Annotated in this window: 14 protein-coding genes; 9 read left to right on the top strand and 5 right to left on the bottom strand. The window is 71.9% G+C overall.

Annotation, left to right across the window (positions count from 1 at the left end):
• Positions 1 to 124 precede the first annotated feature (124 nt).
• The 3 genes from ACGFR7_RS08400 (at position 125) to ACGFR7_RS08390 (ending at position 3,074) form a co-directional block, all read left to right on the top strand.
• Positions 125 to 796 (top strand): TetR/AcrR family transcriptional regulator, encoded by a 672-nt coding sequence (locus ACGFR7_RS08400; protein WP_393314790.1) that lies wholly within the window; start codon positions 125 to 127, stop codon positions 794 to 796.
• Positions 797 to 981: 185 nt separating this feature from the next.
• Positions 982 to 2,139, top strand: coding sequence for an acyl-CoA dehydrogenase family protein (locus tag ACGFR7_RS08395; RefSeq protein ID WP_393314787.1), 1,158 nt, complete (start codon positions 982 to 984; stop codon positions 2,137 to 2,139).
• 20 nt (positions 2,140 to 2,159) lie between these two features.
• Positions 2,160 to 3,074 (top strand): acyl-CoA thioesterase II, encoded by a 915-nt coding sequence (locus ACGFR7_RS08390; RefSeq protein WP_366576859.1) that lies wholly within the window; start codon positions 2,160 to 2,162, stop codon positions 3,072 to 3,074.
• 6 nt (positions 3,075 to 3,080) lie between these two features.
• Here the strand turns inward: ACGFR7_RS08390 and ACGFR7_RS08385 are convergent, their stop codons facing one another.
• Both ACGFR7_RS08385 and ACGFR7_RS08380 read right to left on the bottom strand, forming a co-directional pair.
• On the bottom strand, positions 3,081 to 3,860 hold the full coding sequence (locus ACGFR7_RS08385) for a GntR family transcriptional regulator (protein ID WP_393314784.1): 780 nt from the start codon (positions 3,858 to 3,860) through the stop codon (positions 3,081 to 3,083).
• Positions 3,857 to 4,399, bottom strand: a complete 543-nt coding sequence (locus ACGFR7_RS08380; protein ID WP_159480977.1) for a UTRA domain-containing protein — start codon at positions 4,397 to 4,399, stop codon at positions 3,857 to 3,859. Before ACGFR7_RS08380 ends, ACGFR7_RS08385 begins: the two co-directional genes overlap by 4 nt.
• A gap of 222 nt (positions 4,400 to 4,621) precedes the next feature.
• On the opposite strand from ACGFR7_RS08380, the gene ACGFR7_RS08375 reads away from it, so the two are divergent.
• On the top strand, positions 4,622 to 5,044 hold the full coding sequence (locus ACGFR7_RS08375; protein ID WP_393314781.1) for a hypothetical protein: 423 nt from the start codon (positions 4,622 to 4,624) through the stop codon (positions 5,042 to 5,044).
• Complete coding sequence (locus tag ACGFR7_RS08370) at positions 5,041 to 6,213, top strand: methyltransferase domain-containing protein (RefSeq protein WP_393314779.1); 1,173 nt, start codon at positions 5,041 to 5,043, stop codon at positions 6,211 to 6,213. Before ACGFR7_RS08375 ends, ACGFR7_RS08370 begins: the two co-directional genes overlap by 4 nt.
• A gap of 49 nt (positions 6,214 to 6,262) precedes the next feature.
• Here the strand turns inward: ACGFR7_RS08370 and ACGFR7_RS08365 are convergent, their stop codons facing one another.
• Entirely contained in the window at positions 6,263 to 7,060 is a 798-nt protein-coding gene (locus ACGFR7_RS08365) for a phosphatase (protein ID WP_393314776.1), read from the bottom strand.
• 258 nt (positions 7,061 to 7,318) lie between these two features.
• Between ACGFR7_RS08365 and speB the strand changes: the two genes are divergently transcribed.
• On the top strand, positions 7,319 to 8,305 hold the full coding sequence (gene speB, locus ACGFR7_RS08360) for an agmatinase (RefSeq protein WP_393314773.1): 987 nt from the start codon (positions 7,319 to 7,321) through the stop codon (positions 8,303 to 8,305).
• 132 nt (positions 8,306 to 8,437) lie between these two features.
• Here speB and ACGFR7_RS08355 read toward each other — a convergent pair whose 3' ends face one another.
• Positions 8,438 to 9,739 carry an MFS transporter gene (locus ACGFR7_RS08355; protein WP_393314770.1) on the bottom strand — a complete coding sequence of 434 codons (1,302 nt, stop codon included), beginning with the start codon at positions 9,737 to 9,739 and terminating at the stop codon, positions 8,438 to 8,440.
• A gap of 121 nt (positions 9,740 to 9,860) precedes the next feature.
• On the opposite strand from ACGFR7_RS08355, the gene ACGFR7_RS08350 reads away from it, so the two are divergent.
• Complete coding sequence (locus ACGFR7_RS08350) at positions 9,861 to 10,313, top strand: winged helix-turn-helix transcriptional regulator (RefSeq protein WP_393314768.1); 453 nt, start codon at positions 9,861 to 9,863, stop codon at positions 10,311 to 10,313.
• Between the two features lie 162 nt (positions 10,314 to 10,475).
• Here ACGFR7_RS08350 and ACGFR7_RS08345 read toward each other — a convergent pair whose 3' ends face one another.
• Positions 10,476 to 12,101, bottom strand: a complete 1,626-nt coding sequence (locus ACGFR7_RS08345; protein ID WP_393314765.1) for a PucR family transcriptional regulator — start codon at positions 12,099 to 12,101, stop codon at positions 10,476 to 10,478.
• Between the two features lie 209 nt (positions 12,102 to 12,310).
• Here ACGFR7_RS08345 and ACGFR7_RS08340 point away from each other — a divergent pair, with 209 nt between their 5' ends.
• Entirely contained in the window at positions 12,311 to 13,936 is a 1,626-nt protein-coding gene (locus tag ACGFR7_RS08340) for a sodium:solute symporter (protein ID WP_393314763.1), read from the top strand.
• A 73-nt stretch (positions 13,937 to 14,009) separates the two neighbouring features.
• Positions 14,010 to 15,791 carry a thiamine pyrophosphate-binding protein gene (locus ACGFR7_RS08335; protein WP_393314760.1) on the top strand — a complete coding sequence of 594 codons (1,782 nt, stop codon included), beginning with the start codon at positions 14,010 to 14,012 and terminating at the stop codon, positions 15,789 to 15,791.
• Positions 15,792 to 15,952: the final 161 nt, after the last annotated feature.

The following is a 15,952-nucleotide window of genomic DNA, read 5'->3' as shown; positions in this document are numbered from 1 at the left end:
CCCCTTGCTCGATCGCCTGTCCCGGTGCCGCGGTCCGCGGCCGCCGGGCCATCCGGGTTAATGGGCGTTAACTACATTGCCTTCAGGTTAACGAGCACTAACCCGGCTGTCTACAATCGACGGCATGAGTAATGCGCAGTCCTCCGCCCCGACCAGCCGCCGCGAGCAGATCCTCAAGGAGGCGGCCCGGCTCTTCGCGGAGCGCGGCTTCCACGGCGTCGGCGTGGACGAGATAGGGGCGGCCGTGGGCATCTCCGGCCCCGGCCTCTACCGGCACTTCGCCGGCAAGGACGCGATGCTCGCCGAGCTGCTGGTCGGGATCAGCGAACGGCTGCTGGAGGGCGGCCGGATGCGGGTGGCCGAGGGCGGCGAGAGTCCTGGGGCGGTGCTGGACGCGCTGATCGAGGGCCATATCGACTTCGCGCTGGACGACCGGCCGCTGATCACCTTGCACGACCGTGAGCTGGACCGGCTGCGGGAGGCCGACCGCAAGCGGGTCCGCCGGCTCCAGCGGGAGTACGTCGAGCTGTGGGTGGAGGTCGTCCGCCGGGTCCACCCGCTCCCCTCCGAGGGCCGGGTCCGCGCCGCGGTGCACGCCGTCTTCGGCCTGCTCAACTCCACCCCGCACCTCGGCCGTCCGGGCGCCCTCCCGGGCCGTACGGAGATGGCCGGACTGCTGCACCGGCTGGCACTGGGGGCGTTCGGCGCGGTGGCCGGGGAGGCGGCGGCCGGGGAGGCGCGGGGCGGGGAATCAGCGGCGGGGGAGTCGGTCGCGGTGGGTGTGCCGGGGGCGTAGTGCGTGCGGGGCGGGGGCGCGGCGCGTACGGGGCAGGGGTGTGCGGCGCGTGCGTGCCGGGGTGTGGCGTGGCCCACCGGTTTCGTTCACCTCTGGACAGCTTTAGTGACTGGCCGGTAGCTTTCGCTTCGGAGAGAAGCTGAGCAAGCGCTTAGCCAGACGCGGCGGTCTAAGGAGGCCATGGCATGCGCCGTACGGTGTTCAACGAGGATCACGAGGCGTTCCGGGAGACCCTGCGGGCCTTCATCGAGGCCGAGGTCGTACCCGTGTACGACGAGTGGTTCGCCGCCGGCCAGGCGCCGCGCGACTTCTACTACAAGCTCGCCGAGCTGGGCATATTCGGCATCCGCGTGGACGAGGAGTTCGGCGGCGCGGGCATCGAGTCGTACAAGTTCGAGGCCGTGATGTACGAGGAGACCGCCCGCGCGGGCGTCAACTTCGGCGGCTCCGGCGTGCATGTGCTGCTCGGCCTGCCCTACATCAAGATGCTCGCCACCGACGAGCAGAAGAAGCGTTTCCTGCCGAAGTTCGTCTCCGGTGAGGAGATGTGGGCCCTCGCGATGACCGAGCCGGGCACCGGCTCCGACCTCGCGGGCATGAAGACCACCGCGAAGCTCTCCGAGGACGGCACGCACTACGTGCTCAACGGCGCCAAGACCTTCATCACCGGCGGCGTGCACGCCGACCGCGTGATCGTGTGCGCCCGTACCGCCGCTCCCCGCGAGGACGACCGCCGATTCGGCATCTCGCTCTTCGCCGTGGACACGAAGTCCGAGGGCTACTCCGTCGGCCGCAAGCTGGACAAGCTCGGCCTGAAGACCTCCGACACCGCCGAGCTGGCCTTCGTCGACGTCAAGGTCCCGGTCGAGGACCTGCTGGGCGAGGAGAACAAGGGCTTCTCCTACCTGGGCCTGAACCTCGCCTCGGAGCGCTGGGGCATTGCCTTCGGTGCCTACGCGCAGGCCGCGGCGGCGGTCCGGTTCGCCAAGGAGTACGTGCAGGAGCGCACCATCTTCGGCAAGACCGTCGCCTCCTTCCAGAACACCAAGTTCGAGCTGGCCGCCTGCCAGGCCGAGGTGGACGCCGCGCAGGCCGTCGCCGACCGCACCCTGGAGGCCCTGGACGCGGGCGAACTGTCCCCGGCCGAGGCCGCGAGCGCCAAGCTGTTCTGCACCGAGGTCGCGCACCGCGTGATCGACAAGTGCCTCCAGCTGCACGGCGGGTACGGCTACATGAACGAGTACCCGATCGCCCGCCTCTACGCCGACAACCGCGTCAACCGCATCTACGGCGGCACCAGCGAGGTCATGAAGTCCATCATCGCCAAGTCCATGGGCCTCTAGGCCGTAAGGGCACCGTGCACGTGAACGACGCACTGAGGTCGCTGCTCGATCTGCTCGCCCTGGAGCGGATCGAGCAGGACATCTTCCGCGGCGAGAGCCGCGCCTCGGTCGTGCCCCGGGTCTTCGGCGGCCAGGTCGCCGCCCAGGCCCTGGTCGCGGCCGGCCGCACGGTCCCCGCCGACCGGCCGCCGCACTCCCTGCACGCGTACTTCCTGCGCGCGGGAGACCCCGGCGCCCCCATCGTCTACACCGTCGACCGCATCCGCGACGGCCGGTCCTTCACCACCCGGCGGGTCGTCGCCGTCCAGCACGGCCAGCCGATCTTCCACCTCTCGGCCTCCTTCCAGGTCCACGAAGAGGGCCTGGAACACCAGGAGCCGATGCCGCCGGCACCGGACCCGCTGACCCTGCCCACCCCCGCCGAGATCCTGCCGCGGCACGCCGGCCGGTACCTCACCCCGGCCGTCGCCGACCGGCTCCTGGAGGCCCGCGCCGCGATCGACCTGCGCTATGTCGACGAGCCGCCCTACGCCACCGTCGGCGAGGTGCGCGAGCCCCGCTCCCAGGTCTGGTTCCGCACCAACGGCGACCTGGACAAGGCGCTCGCCGACGGCGCCGACTGCGGCGACACCGTCACCCGCCCCCTCCTCGACATCTGCCTGGTCACCTACGTCTCCGACATGACCCTGCTGGACTCGATCCTGCTCGCACACGGCCGCGGCGGCTGGGCGGTCGGCGACGTGGTCGGCGCCAGCCTGGACCACGCGATGTGGTTCCACCGCCCGCTGCGCGCCGACGACTGGCTCCTCTACGACCAGGAGTCGCCTACCGCCCAGGCGGGGCGGGGGCTGGGGAAGGGGCGGATCTTCACCTCCGACGGCCGGCTGGCGGTTTCGGTGATCCAGGAGGGGGTTATCCGGGTGCCGCGGGCTTAGCGGTCCTCACTCCGGCGTGAACTCGTACTGGAGTTCATGGAGATGGCCCGCTTTGACCATGATGGTGGCCTCGATGGGCCGCTCGCCGTCGCTGTAGACGACTCGCAGGGTCCGGAGGACGGGCAGATTACCGGGAAGGCGGAGGGCTTCGTACTGCTCCTGAGTGGGCACCCGGGCGGAGACCCGGTCGACGCTGAGGCGGGGCGGGTAACCCAGCTCGGCCAGGAGAGTCGGCGTGCCGCCCTTGATTCTGCGGCGTTCCGTCATCGCGGTACCGCGGGCGAGGTCCAACGGGTAGTAGGACTTGACCAGTTCGACCGGGTCGTCGTCGATGAAGAGGATCTGGCGGCGGAGCAGCGCTGTGCCGCCGACCGGGAGGCCCAGGGCCTCTGCGGCATCGCTGGGCGGCGTGACCTCGGCGACCTCCAGCAGGTCGCTGTGCGCTCGGCCTCCGCGCTTCGTCGCTTCGGTGAGCCAGCGGTACTGCTCGCCGACGTCGGCCGGTGCCACGAACGAAGCGGGACGCATGGTCTGCTGTCGGTGTTCCCGTACCGTCACCGCCGCTCCGGCGCGGCCCACGACCAAGCGCTCGTCCTTGAGCAGTTGGACCGCTTTCTGCACGGTGGCGCTGGAGGCATCGAACCGTTCCTTGAGGTGCGTCGTGGACGGCAGCTTCGCCCCCGGTTCCAGGTCGCCGCTCATGATCTCGTCGCGCAGGTCGGCGGCGATCCGTTCGTGCAGGGAACGGCGGTCGTACGCGTCGTCTTCGGTTCTCGGCACAGTCATCCGATCTTGATCTCGTAGCGCAGCCGCTGAAGGCGTCCGGGCATCGCCATCCTGTCGACCTGGATCGGCTGGTCGTGCGCGTCGAGCGTGACCCGCGTCAACTGGAGCACAGGTTCGTCGTCACCGGTCCGCAGCGCCTCGCGTTCCTCGCGGCTGGGCATCCGGGCGACGACGTCCTCCTGGACCCGGGCGCCGACGTACCCGAGACCGGCGAGGAGCGAGATCGCGCCGCCGGGAATCCTGGCGGTCCCGGCCAGACGGGTCCCTTGTGCGATGTGGACGGGGTAGTAGGTGTCGGTCAGTTCGCAGGGCGCGTCGTCGACGTACATCACGCGACGGCGTACGACGACGTTCTCGCCCTCTGCGATTCCCAGAAGCTCCGCGATCTCGGGCAGTGCCGCGATCTCCCCTGCGTGAACGATGCGTTGGCTGCCGCGGCGGCCACGGGCGGCGGTCTCCGCGCCCCAGGCATCGGACTGCCCTTTCTCGCGGGGCGTCAGATACGGCATCGAGGTGCTGACCCACTCGCTGGTACCCACGCGTCCTCCTGGCGACAGGTGATCTCAACCCTTTGCCTACACGGTAAGCGACCCTTGTCGGCGGCCACCTCGGGGCCCACCTTGCTGCTTTTCGTGAATAGCGATACGGTTTTGGCGTTGGTGCAGTCAAGGAGCAAGGCGGTGGTTCCCCGTGTCTGTGTGCCTTTCACGGCAACGTCGATGTCCTCGTATTCGCGTCCTGGGGGCGGAGGTGGCGACACGATGAACGAGTCGCAGACCACGCGCCTGCTGCCGTGGGTGAGCCCTGACGGAAAGGCCTGCTTCCTCGTGAGTGATGGCGTAGGCGAGAGCGGCTTCTCCCGTGTCGCGGACCGTATCGAGGATGTGCAACTCGATATGGCGGACGGGCTGCTCGATCACGCGGCCGACCTGCTCGGGGACGGTAGGGCGACGGATCGGCAACTCCGCTTCCTCGGAGAGCAGTTGAGTGCCGCCTTGCGGGACGTGCGTCGGGTCGCGGAGAGCAGAGGCGGGATGCGCATGCAGAACATCACCGCCGCCGAAGGCGGGCAGCAAGGCGGAGAAGGCAGCGGGGACGGGCACCCTGGCCAGCCCTGGACGCCGCCTCCGCCGCCGCCCCCGGACGGCGACATGCCGCCCGGGGACGGGACGCACCGCAAGTGAGCCTCAAGCCTGAACAAGGGCGCCGCGCCAGTGACGAGCTGGCGCGGTCTCTCCTCGAAACGGGAGCCCTGGCCCCGGATTGGGCGGAGACGTTCAGTGCCGTTCCACGAGCGCTGTTCCTGCCGGATCTCGTCTGGGCGCATGACATGGCGACCGGCCGAAGCGTGCCTGTCTCCCGGAGCGGTGACCCCGCGGCGTGGGAGCTGACCGCGTACGCGAACGTCCCGCTCGTCACGCAATGGGACGACGGACAGCACACGGGGAGCGAGCCAGGGACCGTGCCGACCAGTTCGGCGAGCATGCCGTCAGTTGTGGCCGCGATGCTGCGCGAACTGGACGTGAGCGAGGGTATGCGGGTGCTCGAAGTCGGCACCGGCACGGGGTGGAATGCCGGCCTCCTCGCTCACCGGCTGGGCAGCGGGAACGTGGTCAGTGTCGAGATCGACGAGGCGGTCGTCGATCAGGCCCGGGAAGCTTTGCTGCGCGTCGGCCTCCACCCCGAGACGGTTCACGGCGACGGTGGGGACGGGTGGACGGACGGGGCGCCGTATGACCGGATGATCGTCACGGCGGGGGTGCGAGCCGTTCCGCCGCGCTGGCTGGAGCAGTCACGGTCGGGCGGGGTCATCCTTGCCCCCTGGGGCACCCACTACAGCGACCAGGACGCACTTGTCCGGCTGACCGTGCGGGAGGACGGCTCCGCGTCCGGCCCGTTCCTGCGCATGATCGAGTTCATGAAGCTGCGGGATCAGCGCTTGGACTGGAACCAGTTCAGGGAGCACGTCCCGGATTTCCCCGGCGATGCCGATGTCTCCCGTACGACGGTTGCTCTGCCGGACCTAGGGGACCGCTACGAGCCCGCACGGTTCGTCATGGGGCTGTGCGTGCCCGGCTGTGCCCACGTCGTCAACAAGTCGGACAGCGGAACCGCGAAGGCGTGGTTCTTTGATCTGACGAGCCGGTCATGGGCCGCCACTGTTTTCCGCAAAGGCGAAGCGGAGGCCACGGTCTACCAGTCGGGGCCGCGTCGCCTGTGGGACGAGGTGGAGGTGGCCCACCGATGGTGGGTCGGTCAGGGCGAGCCGAGCCACACCCGGTTCGGTCTCACCGTCACTGCGGAGGGGCAGCGGGCGTGGCTGGACGACCCGGCCGACTCCTGGGCCGTATGAGGAACGGGACCGGCCCCGTCCATGCGCCACGGCCCAGGGGACGGAGCTTTCAGCGCAGCCCCGCCGCATCCAGCAGATAAGCCGTCAGCGGGTCGTAGTGGCGCGGGCTCAGGACGTGGTCGTCCAGGGGGATCGTCACCTGGAGGGTGCCTTCGGATTCGGCGAGGAAGAGGGCCGGGTCGTTGCAGTCGGCGAAGCCCACCGCGTCGAGGCCGCGCTGGCCGGCGCAGCCCGCCCAGCCGTGGTCGGCCATCACCAGGTCCGGCAGCGGGCGGCCCTCGCGCTCCAGGCCGTCCAGGACGGCGGCCATCGGCTCGGGGGAGTGGGTGTGCCACAGGGTCGCGCCGCGCTCCAGCATCGCCACGTCGGCGAACTGGAAGACCATGCCGTCGTCCGCCCGCAGCCCCTCGGGGATGACGACGATCTCGCAGCCCGCCGCGCGCAGCGCCTCGGCCGTCGCCCGGTGCACATCGAGCAGCCCGCCCGGGTGGCCGGTCGCGAACAGCACCCGCTGGCCGCCGGCCGCCGCCTTGCGCAGCACCGCGGCCGCCCGGTCCAGCGCGTCCACGGTCAGCTCGGGGTCGATGGTGTCCTGCCCCTGCCGGTGGTGCGGGTCGTCGACCACCCCGCAGCGCTCCGCCATCACGGCCAGCACATCCTGCTCGTCCGTCCAGCGCTCGCCGAACTCCAGGCCGAACCAGTAGTGGCGCTCGCCGTTGGCGAGTCTGCGGTAGTGGGAGAGGTTGTTCTCGCGGGGAGTGGCGACCTCACCGGCGATCCGGGTGCGTACGAGGTGGTCGACGAGTTCGGCGCGGGACGGGGCGGCGGCTGCGGAGGCTATCGGCATAGCGCCCATTGTGCCCGTACGCCTGTTCCGGGGCGGGGGAGTTCCGCAGCGCGGACAGCGGGGCGCGGATGCCACGGCGGCGGGGGCGTGGATGCGGCGGCCCGGGTATGGGGGCGGATGCCGCGGCCAGGGGATTGGGGGCGGATGCCGCGCCCGGGTACGGGGGCGACGGTCGGCTGGCCAAAATGTCCAAGGGGCTCGTCGCCGTCTCCGCAAATGTCCATGGGCCCCGCGCCCGGTCCTCCCTACTCTCACCTCATGACCACCGCAGCCAGCGCATCCAACGGGCCCGTGGGCCCCGTCGACTCCTCCCGTATTCCGCGTTACGCCGGGCCCGCGACCTTCGCCCGGCTGCCCCGCCTCGACGAGGTCGGCGGCCGGGCCGATGTGGCCGTCGTCGGTGTCCCCTTCGACACCGGTGTCTCCTACCGCCCCGGCGCCCGCTTCGGCGGCAACGCCATCCGCGAGGCGTCCCGCCTGCTGCGCCCCTACAACCCGGCCCAGGACGCGTCCCCCTTCGCGCTCGCGCAGGTCGCCGACGCCGGTGACATCGCCGCCAACCCGTTCAACATCAACGAGGCCGTGGAGACGGTCGAGGCCGCGGCCGACGACCTGCTCGCCTCCGGCGCCCGCATGATGACCCTCGGCGGCGACCACACCATCGCCCTGCCCCTCCTCCGCTCGGTCGCCAAGAAGCACGGCCCGGTCGCGCTGCTGCACTTCGACGCCCACCTGGACACCTGGGACACCTACTTCGGCGCCGAGTACACCCACGGCACGCCGTTCCGCCGCGCCGTCGAGGAGGGCATCCTCGACACCTCCGCGCTCTCCCACGTCGGCACCCGCGGTCCGCTCTACGGCAAGAAGGACCTCGACGAGGACGAGAAGATGGGCTTCGGCATCGTCACGTCGGCGGATGTCATGCGGCGCGGGGTGGACGAGGTCGCCGACCAGCTGCGCCAGCGCATCGGCGACCGCCCGCTGTACATCTCCATCGACATCGACGTGCTCGACCCGGCGCACGCCCCCGGCACCGGCACCCCCGAGGCCGGCGGCCTCACCTCCCGCGAGCTGCTGGAGATCGTGCGCGGGCTGTCGTCGTGCAACCTGGTCTCGGCGGACGTCGTCGAGGTCGCCCCGGCCTACGACCATGCGGAGATCACCTGCGTGGCCGCCTCCCACACGGCGTACGAGCTGACGACGATCATGTCGCGGCAGATCGCGGCGGCGCGGCAGGGGGAGTAGTCCGCGGGAGGTGCCGCGTGGGCCTGGGCCCCGCCGTTGCGGCATCAGCCGGTGCCCTCCGGCCCGTCACGGACACCGTGGCGGGCCGCGCTGCGCCGCTCACGGTTTCGTGGGCGGGCCGGGCGGTGCCGCTCACGTTCGGGAGCGCTTCGGCGCGGTGCACGCCCACAGCACGAGCCCGAGGCAGCTGAACGCGGCACCCAGTGCGCATACGGCGCCCCAGCCGGCCACCGTGTAGAGGGAGGTCGCGGCGATGGCACCGGTGGCGCTGCCGGTCGAGTAGAAGACCATGTACCCGCCGATCAGCCGGCTGCCCGCTTCCGGGTGCAGCGCGTAGATCAGGGTCTGGTTGGTGACATGGACGGCCTGCACGGTGAGGTCGAGCAGGATCACCCCGGCGACCAGGGCCCACAGCGAGCTGCGGGTGAAGGCCAGGGGCAGCCACGAGACGGCGAGCAGGGCCAGGGCGGTGCCGGTGGTGAGCCGTGAGAGTCCACGGTCGTTCAGGCGGCCCGCCACGGTCGCGGCCAGGGCGCCGGCGACACCGATCAGCCCCAGTGCCCCGATCGCGCTGTGGGGGAGGAAGTACGGGGCCTCGCTGAGCGGCAGCGCGACGCTGCTCCACAGGGTGCTGAAGGCGGCGAAGACCAGCAGACCGAACAGGGCCCGGAGCCGCAGCAGTCGTTCCCGTGCGAACAGGGTGATGGTGGAGCGCAGAAGCCGGCCGTAGCGCAGGGGCGTCGGCGGAGCGGCACTGTGGCGCGGCAGCACCCGGTACAGGACCACGGCGAGCAGAGCGGTGAGCGACGCCGAGGCGAGGTAGACGGAGCGCCAGCCCGCGAGATCGGCCATGAGGCCGGATACGGTGCGGGCGAGCAGGATTCCGGTGACCACGCCGCTGGTGACCAGACCGACGACCCGCCCGCGCCCGGCGGGAGGGGCCAGTGAGGCCGCGAAGGCCACCAGCGTCTGCGTGACGACCGCGAGCAGCCCCGTCGCGGCCATGCCCGCGAGCAGCATCGCCGCCGTGTGGGCGGCGGCCACCACGGCCAGCGCCGCCACCAGGAGCAGTAACTGGGCCACGACGAGCCGTCTGCGGTCGGTCATGTCGCCCAGCGGTACGAGGAAGAAAAGCCCCAGCCCGTATCCGATATGCGTGAGGGTGACCACGCTGCCGACGAGCGCCGGGCTCATGGCGAGGTCCTGGCCCATGGTCACCAGGAGCGGCTGGGAGAAGTACACGTTGGCCACCGCCGCCCCGCAGGCGACGGCGAACAGGATGACGACGCCACGGGACGGGACGGCCGCTGAACCTTCCCCGCTTGGGGCCTCGGCGCGGGGCGGGCGGCGCCGGTGTCGTGTCACCGCCGCACCGTTGCCGGGCCGGTCGCCGGGACCGTTGCCGAGTCGGTCGCCGAATCGGTTGCCGGGCATCAGCACCCCTCCGTAAATCTGGTTTCATCTTGCTACCAATGAAGACGGGGAGACGGTAGGCCCTTTGGTAGCATGTTGCAACCAGTGTGGGGCGGCAGTGAGGCGAGGGTGAGGGTGCTCCGTGGTGACCAGGACGCGTTTCGATGACAGTGAATGTCCCGTCGCCCGGTCGGTGGACGCGATCGGCGACTGGTGGTCCCTGCTGATCGTGCGGGACGCCTTCGACGGAAGCCGGCGCTTCGGGGAGTTCCAGCGCAGCCTTGGCGTGGCGAAGAACATCCTCACCGCGCGGCTGCGCACCCTGGTCGCCGGCGGTGTCCTCGCATCCGTCCCCGCCTCGGACGGCAGCGCCTACCGCGAGTACGTACTGACATCGAAGGGCCAGGCGCTCTTCCCCGTCATCGTGGCGCTGCGGCAGTGGGGCGAACAGAATTTCTTCGCCGCCGGCGAACCGCACTCCCAGTTGGTCGACCGCCGGCAGGGGCAGCATCTCCGCGCACTGGAAGTGCTGTCCGCGGACGGGCGGCGGCTGGACCCGGACGACACCACCGTCCGCAAGGTCTCCACCCGGTGAGGTGAGCCGGAGGCACGGGTGACGCGAGCCGGAGGCCCGGCCGTTGCCGTAGCCCGGGTGGCGCGGGCTGGAGCCCCGGCCGCTGCCGGAGCGCTTCACCCGGCGTGGAGAGGATGAGTTGACGGCTGTTCAGGCCGGTTGCGCGCGGCCCCGAGGCGGGCGTCAGGTCGGTGCCGTGCCCCGGTCGAGCGAACGGAGGGCGAACCACAGCTCCATGCGGACGTCGGGGTCGTCCAGGTCGGTGTCGAGGAGGCCGGCGATGCGGGTGATGCGCTGCCGGACGGTGTTGCGGTGGATGCCGAGGGCGGTCGCGGTGCGGTCCCAACTGCCGTGCAGGGAGAGCCAGTTGTGGAGGGTGGAGAGGAGGGGCGGGGAGTCGGCCAGTGGGGCGAGCAGGGCTTGGGCGTGCTGCCGGGCGTCGGTGGGGGCGACGAGCGAGGTGATGCTGTGGGGGCCGGGGGTGCGATGGCGTACCAGGGCGGCGCGGCCCGCGAGGGCACGGCGCAGGGCGGAGGCGGCATGCCGGTCGGCGGCCGGCAGCTCCGCGACGGGGACGGGTTCGCTGATGCCGAGCGTCCAGCCGGGAAGCGCGGTGATCTCCTGGCCGGCGGGAACCAGGGCACGCAGGGCGGGCGTGGCGCCGGGGGCGGCAGTGACCTCGTGGCCGGCGCCGGGGGCGGCCGCCGCCTCGGGGCCGGCGCCGGGGTGCGCTTCCGGGGCCGTGGCCGGCCCGCTTTTGGTGCCCGGGGCGACGAGGGAGGTGCCCAGAGCGGCGGCCAGCGAGGCCGCCGACTCCGTGGTGTCCCGGCGGCGTTCGGCGTGGACGACGGTCCAGAGGGGCGCGCCGAGCAGCGGGGCGACGTCGGCGGGGCGGGCGCCGAGGAGCAGCCGGACCAGGGCCTCGGAGTGCTCGGCGGTGGCCGGGCCCTGGGCGGTGGCGGGGCCGGTGATCAGCGCGAGGAGTACGGCGGCGACGCCCGCGATGGCATGCGCGGGCGGGTCGTGCGGGCTCACGGCGACCACGAGGGCGAGTGCTTGGCGGCCGGGGCGGCGGCCCGTCAGGGCGTAGGCGGACAGCGAGGTGCCGTGGAGCGTGTCGGTGGCGGATGACGGTCCGCCCGCGCCGAGGACCCGGGCGAGACGTCCGGCAGCGGCCCGTACGGGACCGCCGGGGCGGGGCCCGGCGGAGCCGCCTTCCGTGCCGTCCGGGGCGAGCAGCGCGGTCCAGCCGTGCACATGGCGGGCCAGCGCGCGCAGCACGGCGTGTGCCGGATCGGGGCGGGCGGCGGCCGCGGCCAGCGCGCGCTGCGCCTCGCTGAGCCGGGTCAGCTCGCGGTGCCGGGCCTTGGTCACCGCCTGCCACACGGCGCTCTCGACGGCGGTGAACGGAGTGCCCGCCGGGACCTCGACGAGCGGCAGGCCGTGCCGGTCGCAGGCCGCCACCAGGGCGTGGGGGACGGTGTCGTGCACCGGCGCGATCCCGAAGCCGAGGGCGGCGGCGCCGGCCGCGACGGTCCGGGCGGCGTAACCGTCGAGGTACGCGTCGAGAGCGGCGGCGGACTCCTCGCCCGCGCCCTGGCTCACCTCGGCCAGGTGCAGCCCCGCCGTCAGCAGCAGCTCGCCGCCCAGGAGGTACGGCACCGGGTCGGCCATCTCGGAGGTGTGCACCCAGTGGATCGCCACGCCCTCACGCGGGCCGGCGATCTGGCGCAGGCCCAGATCCGTACGGGCAAGGAGATCCGCCAGCGGCACCGGTGGGGTGGACGGCGGCGGCAGAGGGCGCGGCATGTGCGAACCATCCACGTCGGGGAGTGGTGAATGGAGGAAACGTACACTTCAGCGTCGCCTTCGCGCCTCCTAGGGTCAACCCCCGAGGCGCGGCGCCCGGACGGGACCCCCGCTCGCCGGACGCCCGCCGCCTCACACCCCGCACACCCACACCCCCACCCCCCACATCCCCTCGCATTTTCCCTCGGCGCAGTTGGAAGGGATGGCTCATGGCTGTCGACTATGCGGTGATCGTGCTCTATTTGGCCGGAATGCTCGTCATGGGCTGGTGGGGGATGCGGCGCGCCAAATCCAAGAGCGACTTCCTGGTCGCGGGCCGCCGCCTCGGCCCCGTGATGTACTCGGGAACCATGGCGGCGATCGTCCTCGGCGGCGCCTCCACCATCGGCGGCGTGGGACTCGGTTACCAGTACGGCCTCTCCGGCGCCTGGATGGTCTTCACCATCGGCCTGGGGCTGCTCGCGCTGAGCCTCTTCTTCTCGGCCCGCATCGCCCGGCTGAAGGTCTACACGGTCTCCGAGATGCTGGACCTGCGCTACGGCGGCTCCGCCGGGATCATCTCCGGCGTCGTGATGTGGGCCTACACGCTGATGCTGGCGGTGACCTCGACCATCGCCTACGCGACCATCTTCGATGTGCTCTTCGGCATGGACCGCACGCTGTCGATCGTCCTCGGCGGGGCGATCGTCGTCGCGTACTCCACGCTCGGCGGCATGTGGTCGATCACCCTCACCGACATGGTCCAGTTCGTCGTCAAGACGATCGGTGTGCTCATGCTTCTGCTGCCCATCGCGGTCATCAAGGCGGGCGGCTTCGCCGAGATGAAGGCGCAGCTGCCGGACGACTACTTCGCACCGCTCGGCATCGGCGGGCAGACGGTCTTCACCTACGTACTGATCTATTCGTTCGGCATGCTGATCGGGCAGGACATCTGGCAGCGGGTGTTCACCGCGCGCGGCGACAAGGTGGCACGCCTGGGCGGCACCGCGGCCGGTACGTACTGTCTGGTCTACGCGCTGGCCGGGGCGGTCATCGGCACCGCCGCCAAGGTGCTCTACCCCCATCTGGGCAGCCCGGATGACGCTTTCGCGACGATCGTCAAGGACGCGCTGCCGGTGGGCGTGCGCGGGCTGGTGCTGGCGGCCGCGCTGTCCGCGGTGATGTCCACCTCCTCGGGTGCGCTGATCGCCTGCGCCACGGTCGCCAACAACGACATCTGGTCGCGGGTGAAGCGCGTCGCCGCGGCGCGGCGCCGGCCGGCCGCGGGGGAGTCCGCCGACGGCGGCCGGGCGCCCGGGGCGGCGCACGCCGGGGACGAGAGCGGGACCGAGGCGTACGAGGAGGTGCGCGACGAGGCGCACGACGAGGTGCGGGGCAACCGCGTCTTCATCCTCCTCATGGGTCTCGCGGTCATCGTCATCGCGATCGCGCTGAACAACGTCGTCGAAGCGCTCACCCTCGCCTACAACGTCCTCGTCGGCGGCCTGCTGGTGCCCATCCTCGGCGGACTGCTGTGGAAGCGGGGCAACGCCGCCGGCGCGCTCGCCTCGGTCGCGGTCGGCGGACTGACCGTCATCGCCCTGATGATCTCGCTCGGCGTCCTCGCCAACGAGCCGATCTACTACGGGCTGATCGCCTCCCTCGTGGCCTATGTGACGGTCAGCCTGACCACCAGGCCGACGGACCCGCAGGTGCTGGCGTCCTGGCGGGCGCGGCTGGCCGGCCGGACGGACGGTTCGGCGGACGAGGACGATCCGGAGGGCGCCGCAGAGGGCGACACGGCCGTGGCGGTGGCACGGGTACTGACACCCTTTTCCGCCATCGGACGGGCCTGACCCGGACACCGGCCCGCCGTCCCCCCTCCCGCAAATCCCCCAAATCCCCCGCCAAGGAAGGCAGCACGCATCCATGAGCACCACCACCCCCACGCCCACGCAGCACCGGCGCAACGGCGGTGACCTGGTCGTCGAGTCGCTGGCCGCCCTCGGCGCCGACACCGTCTTCGGGCTGCCGGGGCAGCATGCGCTCGGCGTGTTCGACGCGCTGCGCCGGTCCGCGCTGCGCTACATAGGGCTTCGGGTGGAGAACAACGCGGGCTTCGCCGCCGACGCGTACGCCAGGGCCACGCACAAGGTCGCTCCGCTGCTCGTCTCCACCGGCCCGGGCGCGCTGATGACGCTGGCCGCGCTGCAGGAGGCGGCGGCCGGTTCCGCCGCCGTACTGGCCATCGGCAGTCAGGTGCCGCTGGCCGGGATCGGCGGTGGACGCCATGGCTATCTCCATGAACTCACCGATCAGAGCGCTTCGTTCCGCGGCGTGGTCAAGTCCGTCCACACGGCGCGGACGGCCTCGCAGATCCCCTCGGCGGTGGCCGCCGCCTGGGAGTCGGCGCTGAGTGCCCCGCACGGACCGGTGTGGCTGGAGATCCCGCAGGACGTGCTGCTGGCGGAGGCCGACGTGCCGCCGGTGGCCGAACTGGCCGCGAGGCCGAAGGAGCTGCTGCCGCGACCCGAGCTGATCGCGGCGGCGGCGGACCGGCTCGCCCGGGCCCGGCGGCCGGTGATCCTGGCCGGCGGCGGAGTCGTACGGGCCGGGGCCGAGGCGGAACTGCTGGCGCTGGCCGAGCGGCTGCGGGCACCGGTGGCCACCACCTTCGGTGGCAAGGGCGCCTTCCCGTGGGAGCACCCGCTCTCCCTCCAGTCCTGGCTGGAGGACCGGCACACCACGGCCTTCCTGGAGGACGCGGACACCCTCCTGGTGGTCGGCTCCGGGCTGGGCGAACTCTCCTCGAACTACCACACGTTCCGGCCGCGCGGCCGCGTCGTACAGATCGAGGCGGACCTCGGCAAGCTGGAGTCGAACCATGCCGCGCTGGGCATCCACGCGGACGCCAGGGCGGCGCTGGCCGCCCTGGTCAAGGAGGTGGGGGAGCGGGAGACCGGGGAGGCCGGCCGCCGCACCGGGGACGACGAAGCGCCCGCCTCCAAGGAAGCGGGACCGGGCGCGCCCGGGGCCGGCCGTGCGCCCTCCCCCGAGGCCGGCCATAAGCCCTCTCCCGGGGCCGGTCATGCGCCCTCCCCCGAGGCCGCCGTATCCGACCTCCTGGCCCGAGTCCGCGACCGGATCGACGGGCAGCAACTCGACCTGGAGCAGCAGCTCCTGGCCTCGGTGCGCGAGGCCCTGCCCGACGGCGCCGCCAGCTGCTGGGACATGACGATCCTCGCCTACTGGGCCTGGTCCGCCTTCGACCCGCGGGGCACCAACGCCCTGCATTCGGCCCAGGGCGCCGGCGGACTGGGCTACGGCTTCCCGGCGGCCCTCGGGGTGGCCGTCGCCGATCCGGCGCGACCGGTGCTGGCGGTGTCCGGCGACGGCGGCGCGATGTACTCGCTCGCCGAACTGGCCACCGCCCGGCAGTACGACCTGCCGGTGACCTGGCTCATCGTGGACGACGGCGGCTACGGCATCCTGCGCGAGTACATGACCGACGCCTTCGGCGCGGCCACCGCCACCGAGCTCACCCGGCCGGACTTCGTGGCACTGGCCGAGTCGTTCGGCGTCCCCGCGGTCCGCACGAGCCCGGACCGGCTCCGTACGGACCTGGCGGCGGCGCTGGCGGCCCCCGGCCCGTCGGTCGTCGTCCTCCCGGCCCGTCCGCGGATGTTCGCACCGACGCATCAGGGCTCCTGACGACGTCACGACCGCACATCCCGTCAGACCGCGAGAGGTTTCACCGCCTGAACAGGTGGGCACTACGCTCCTACCGAACCAAACGGGCTGCCCATCCCTCCTCGGGGTGCGCAGCCCGCCTTGTTGTGGTGAATCTGCGGTCTGTGGCCATAGCGGTGGCT

The sequence above is a fragment of the Streptomyces sp. NPDC048516 genome, from assembly GCF_043199875.1.
In the GTDB taxonomy this organism is placed as follows: Bacteria; Actinomycetota; Actinomycetes; order Streptomycetales; family Streptomycetaceae; genus Streptomyces.
This window is presented reverse-complemented; position numbering and strand designations above follow the sequence as displayed.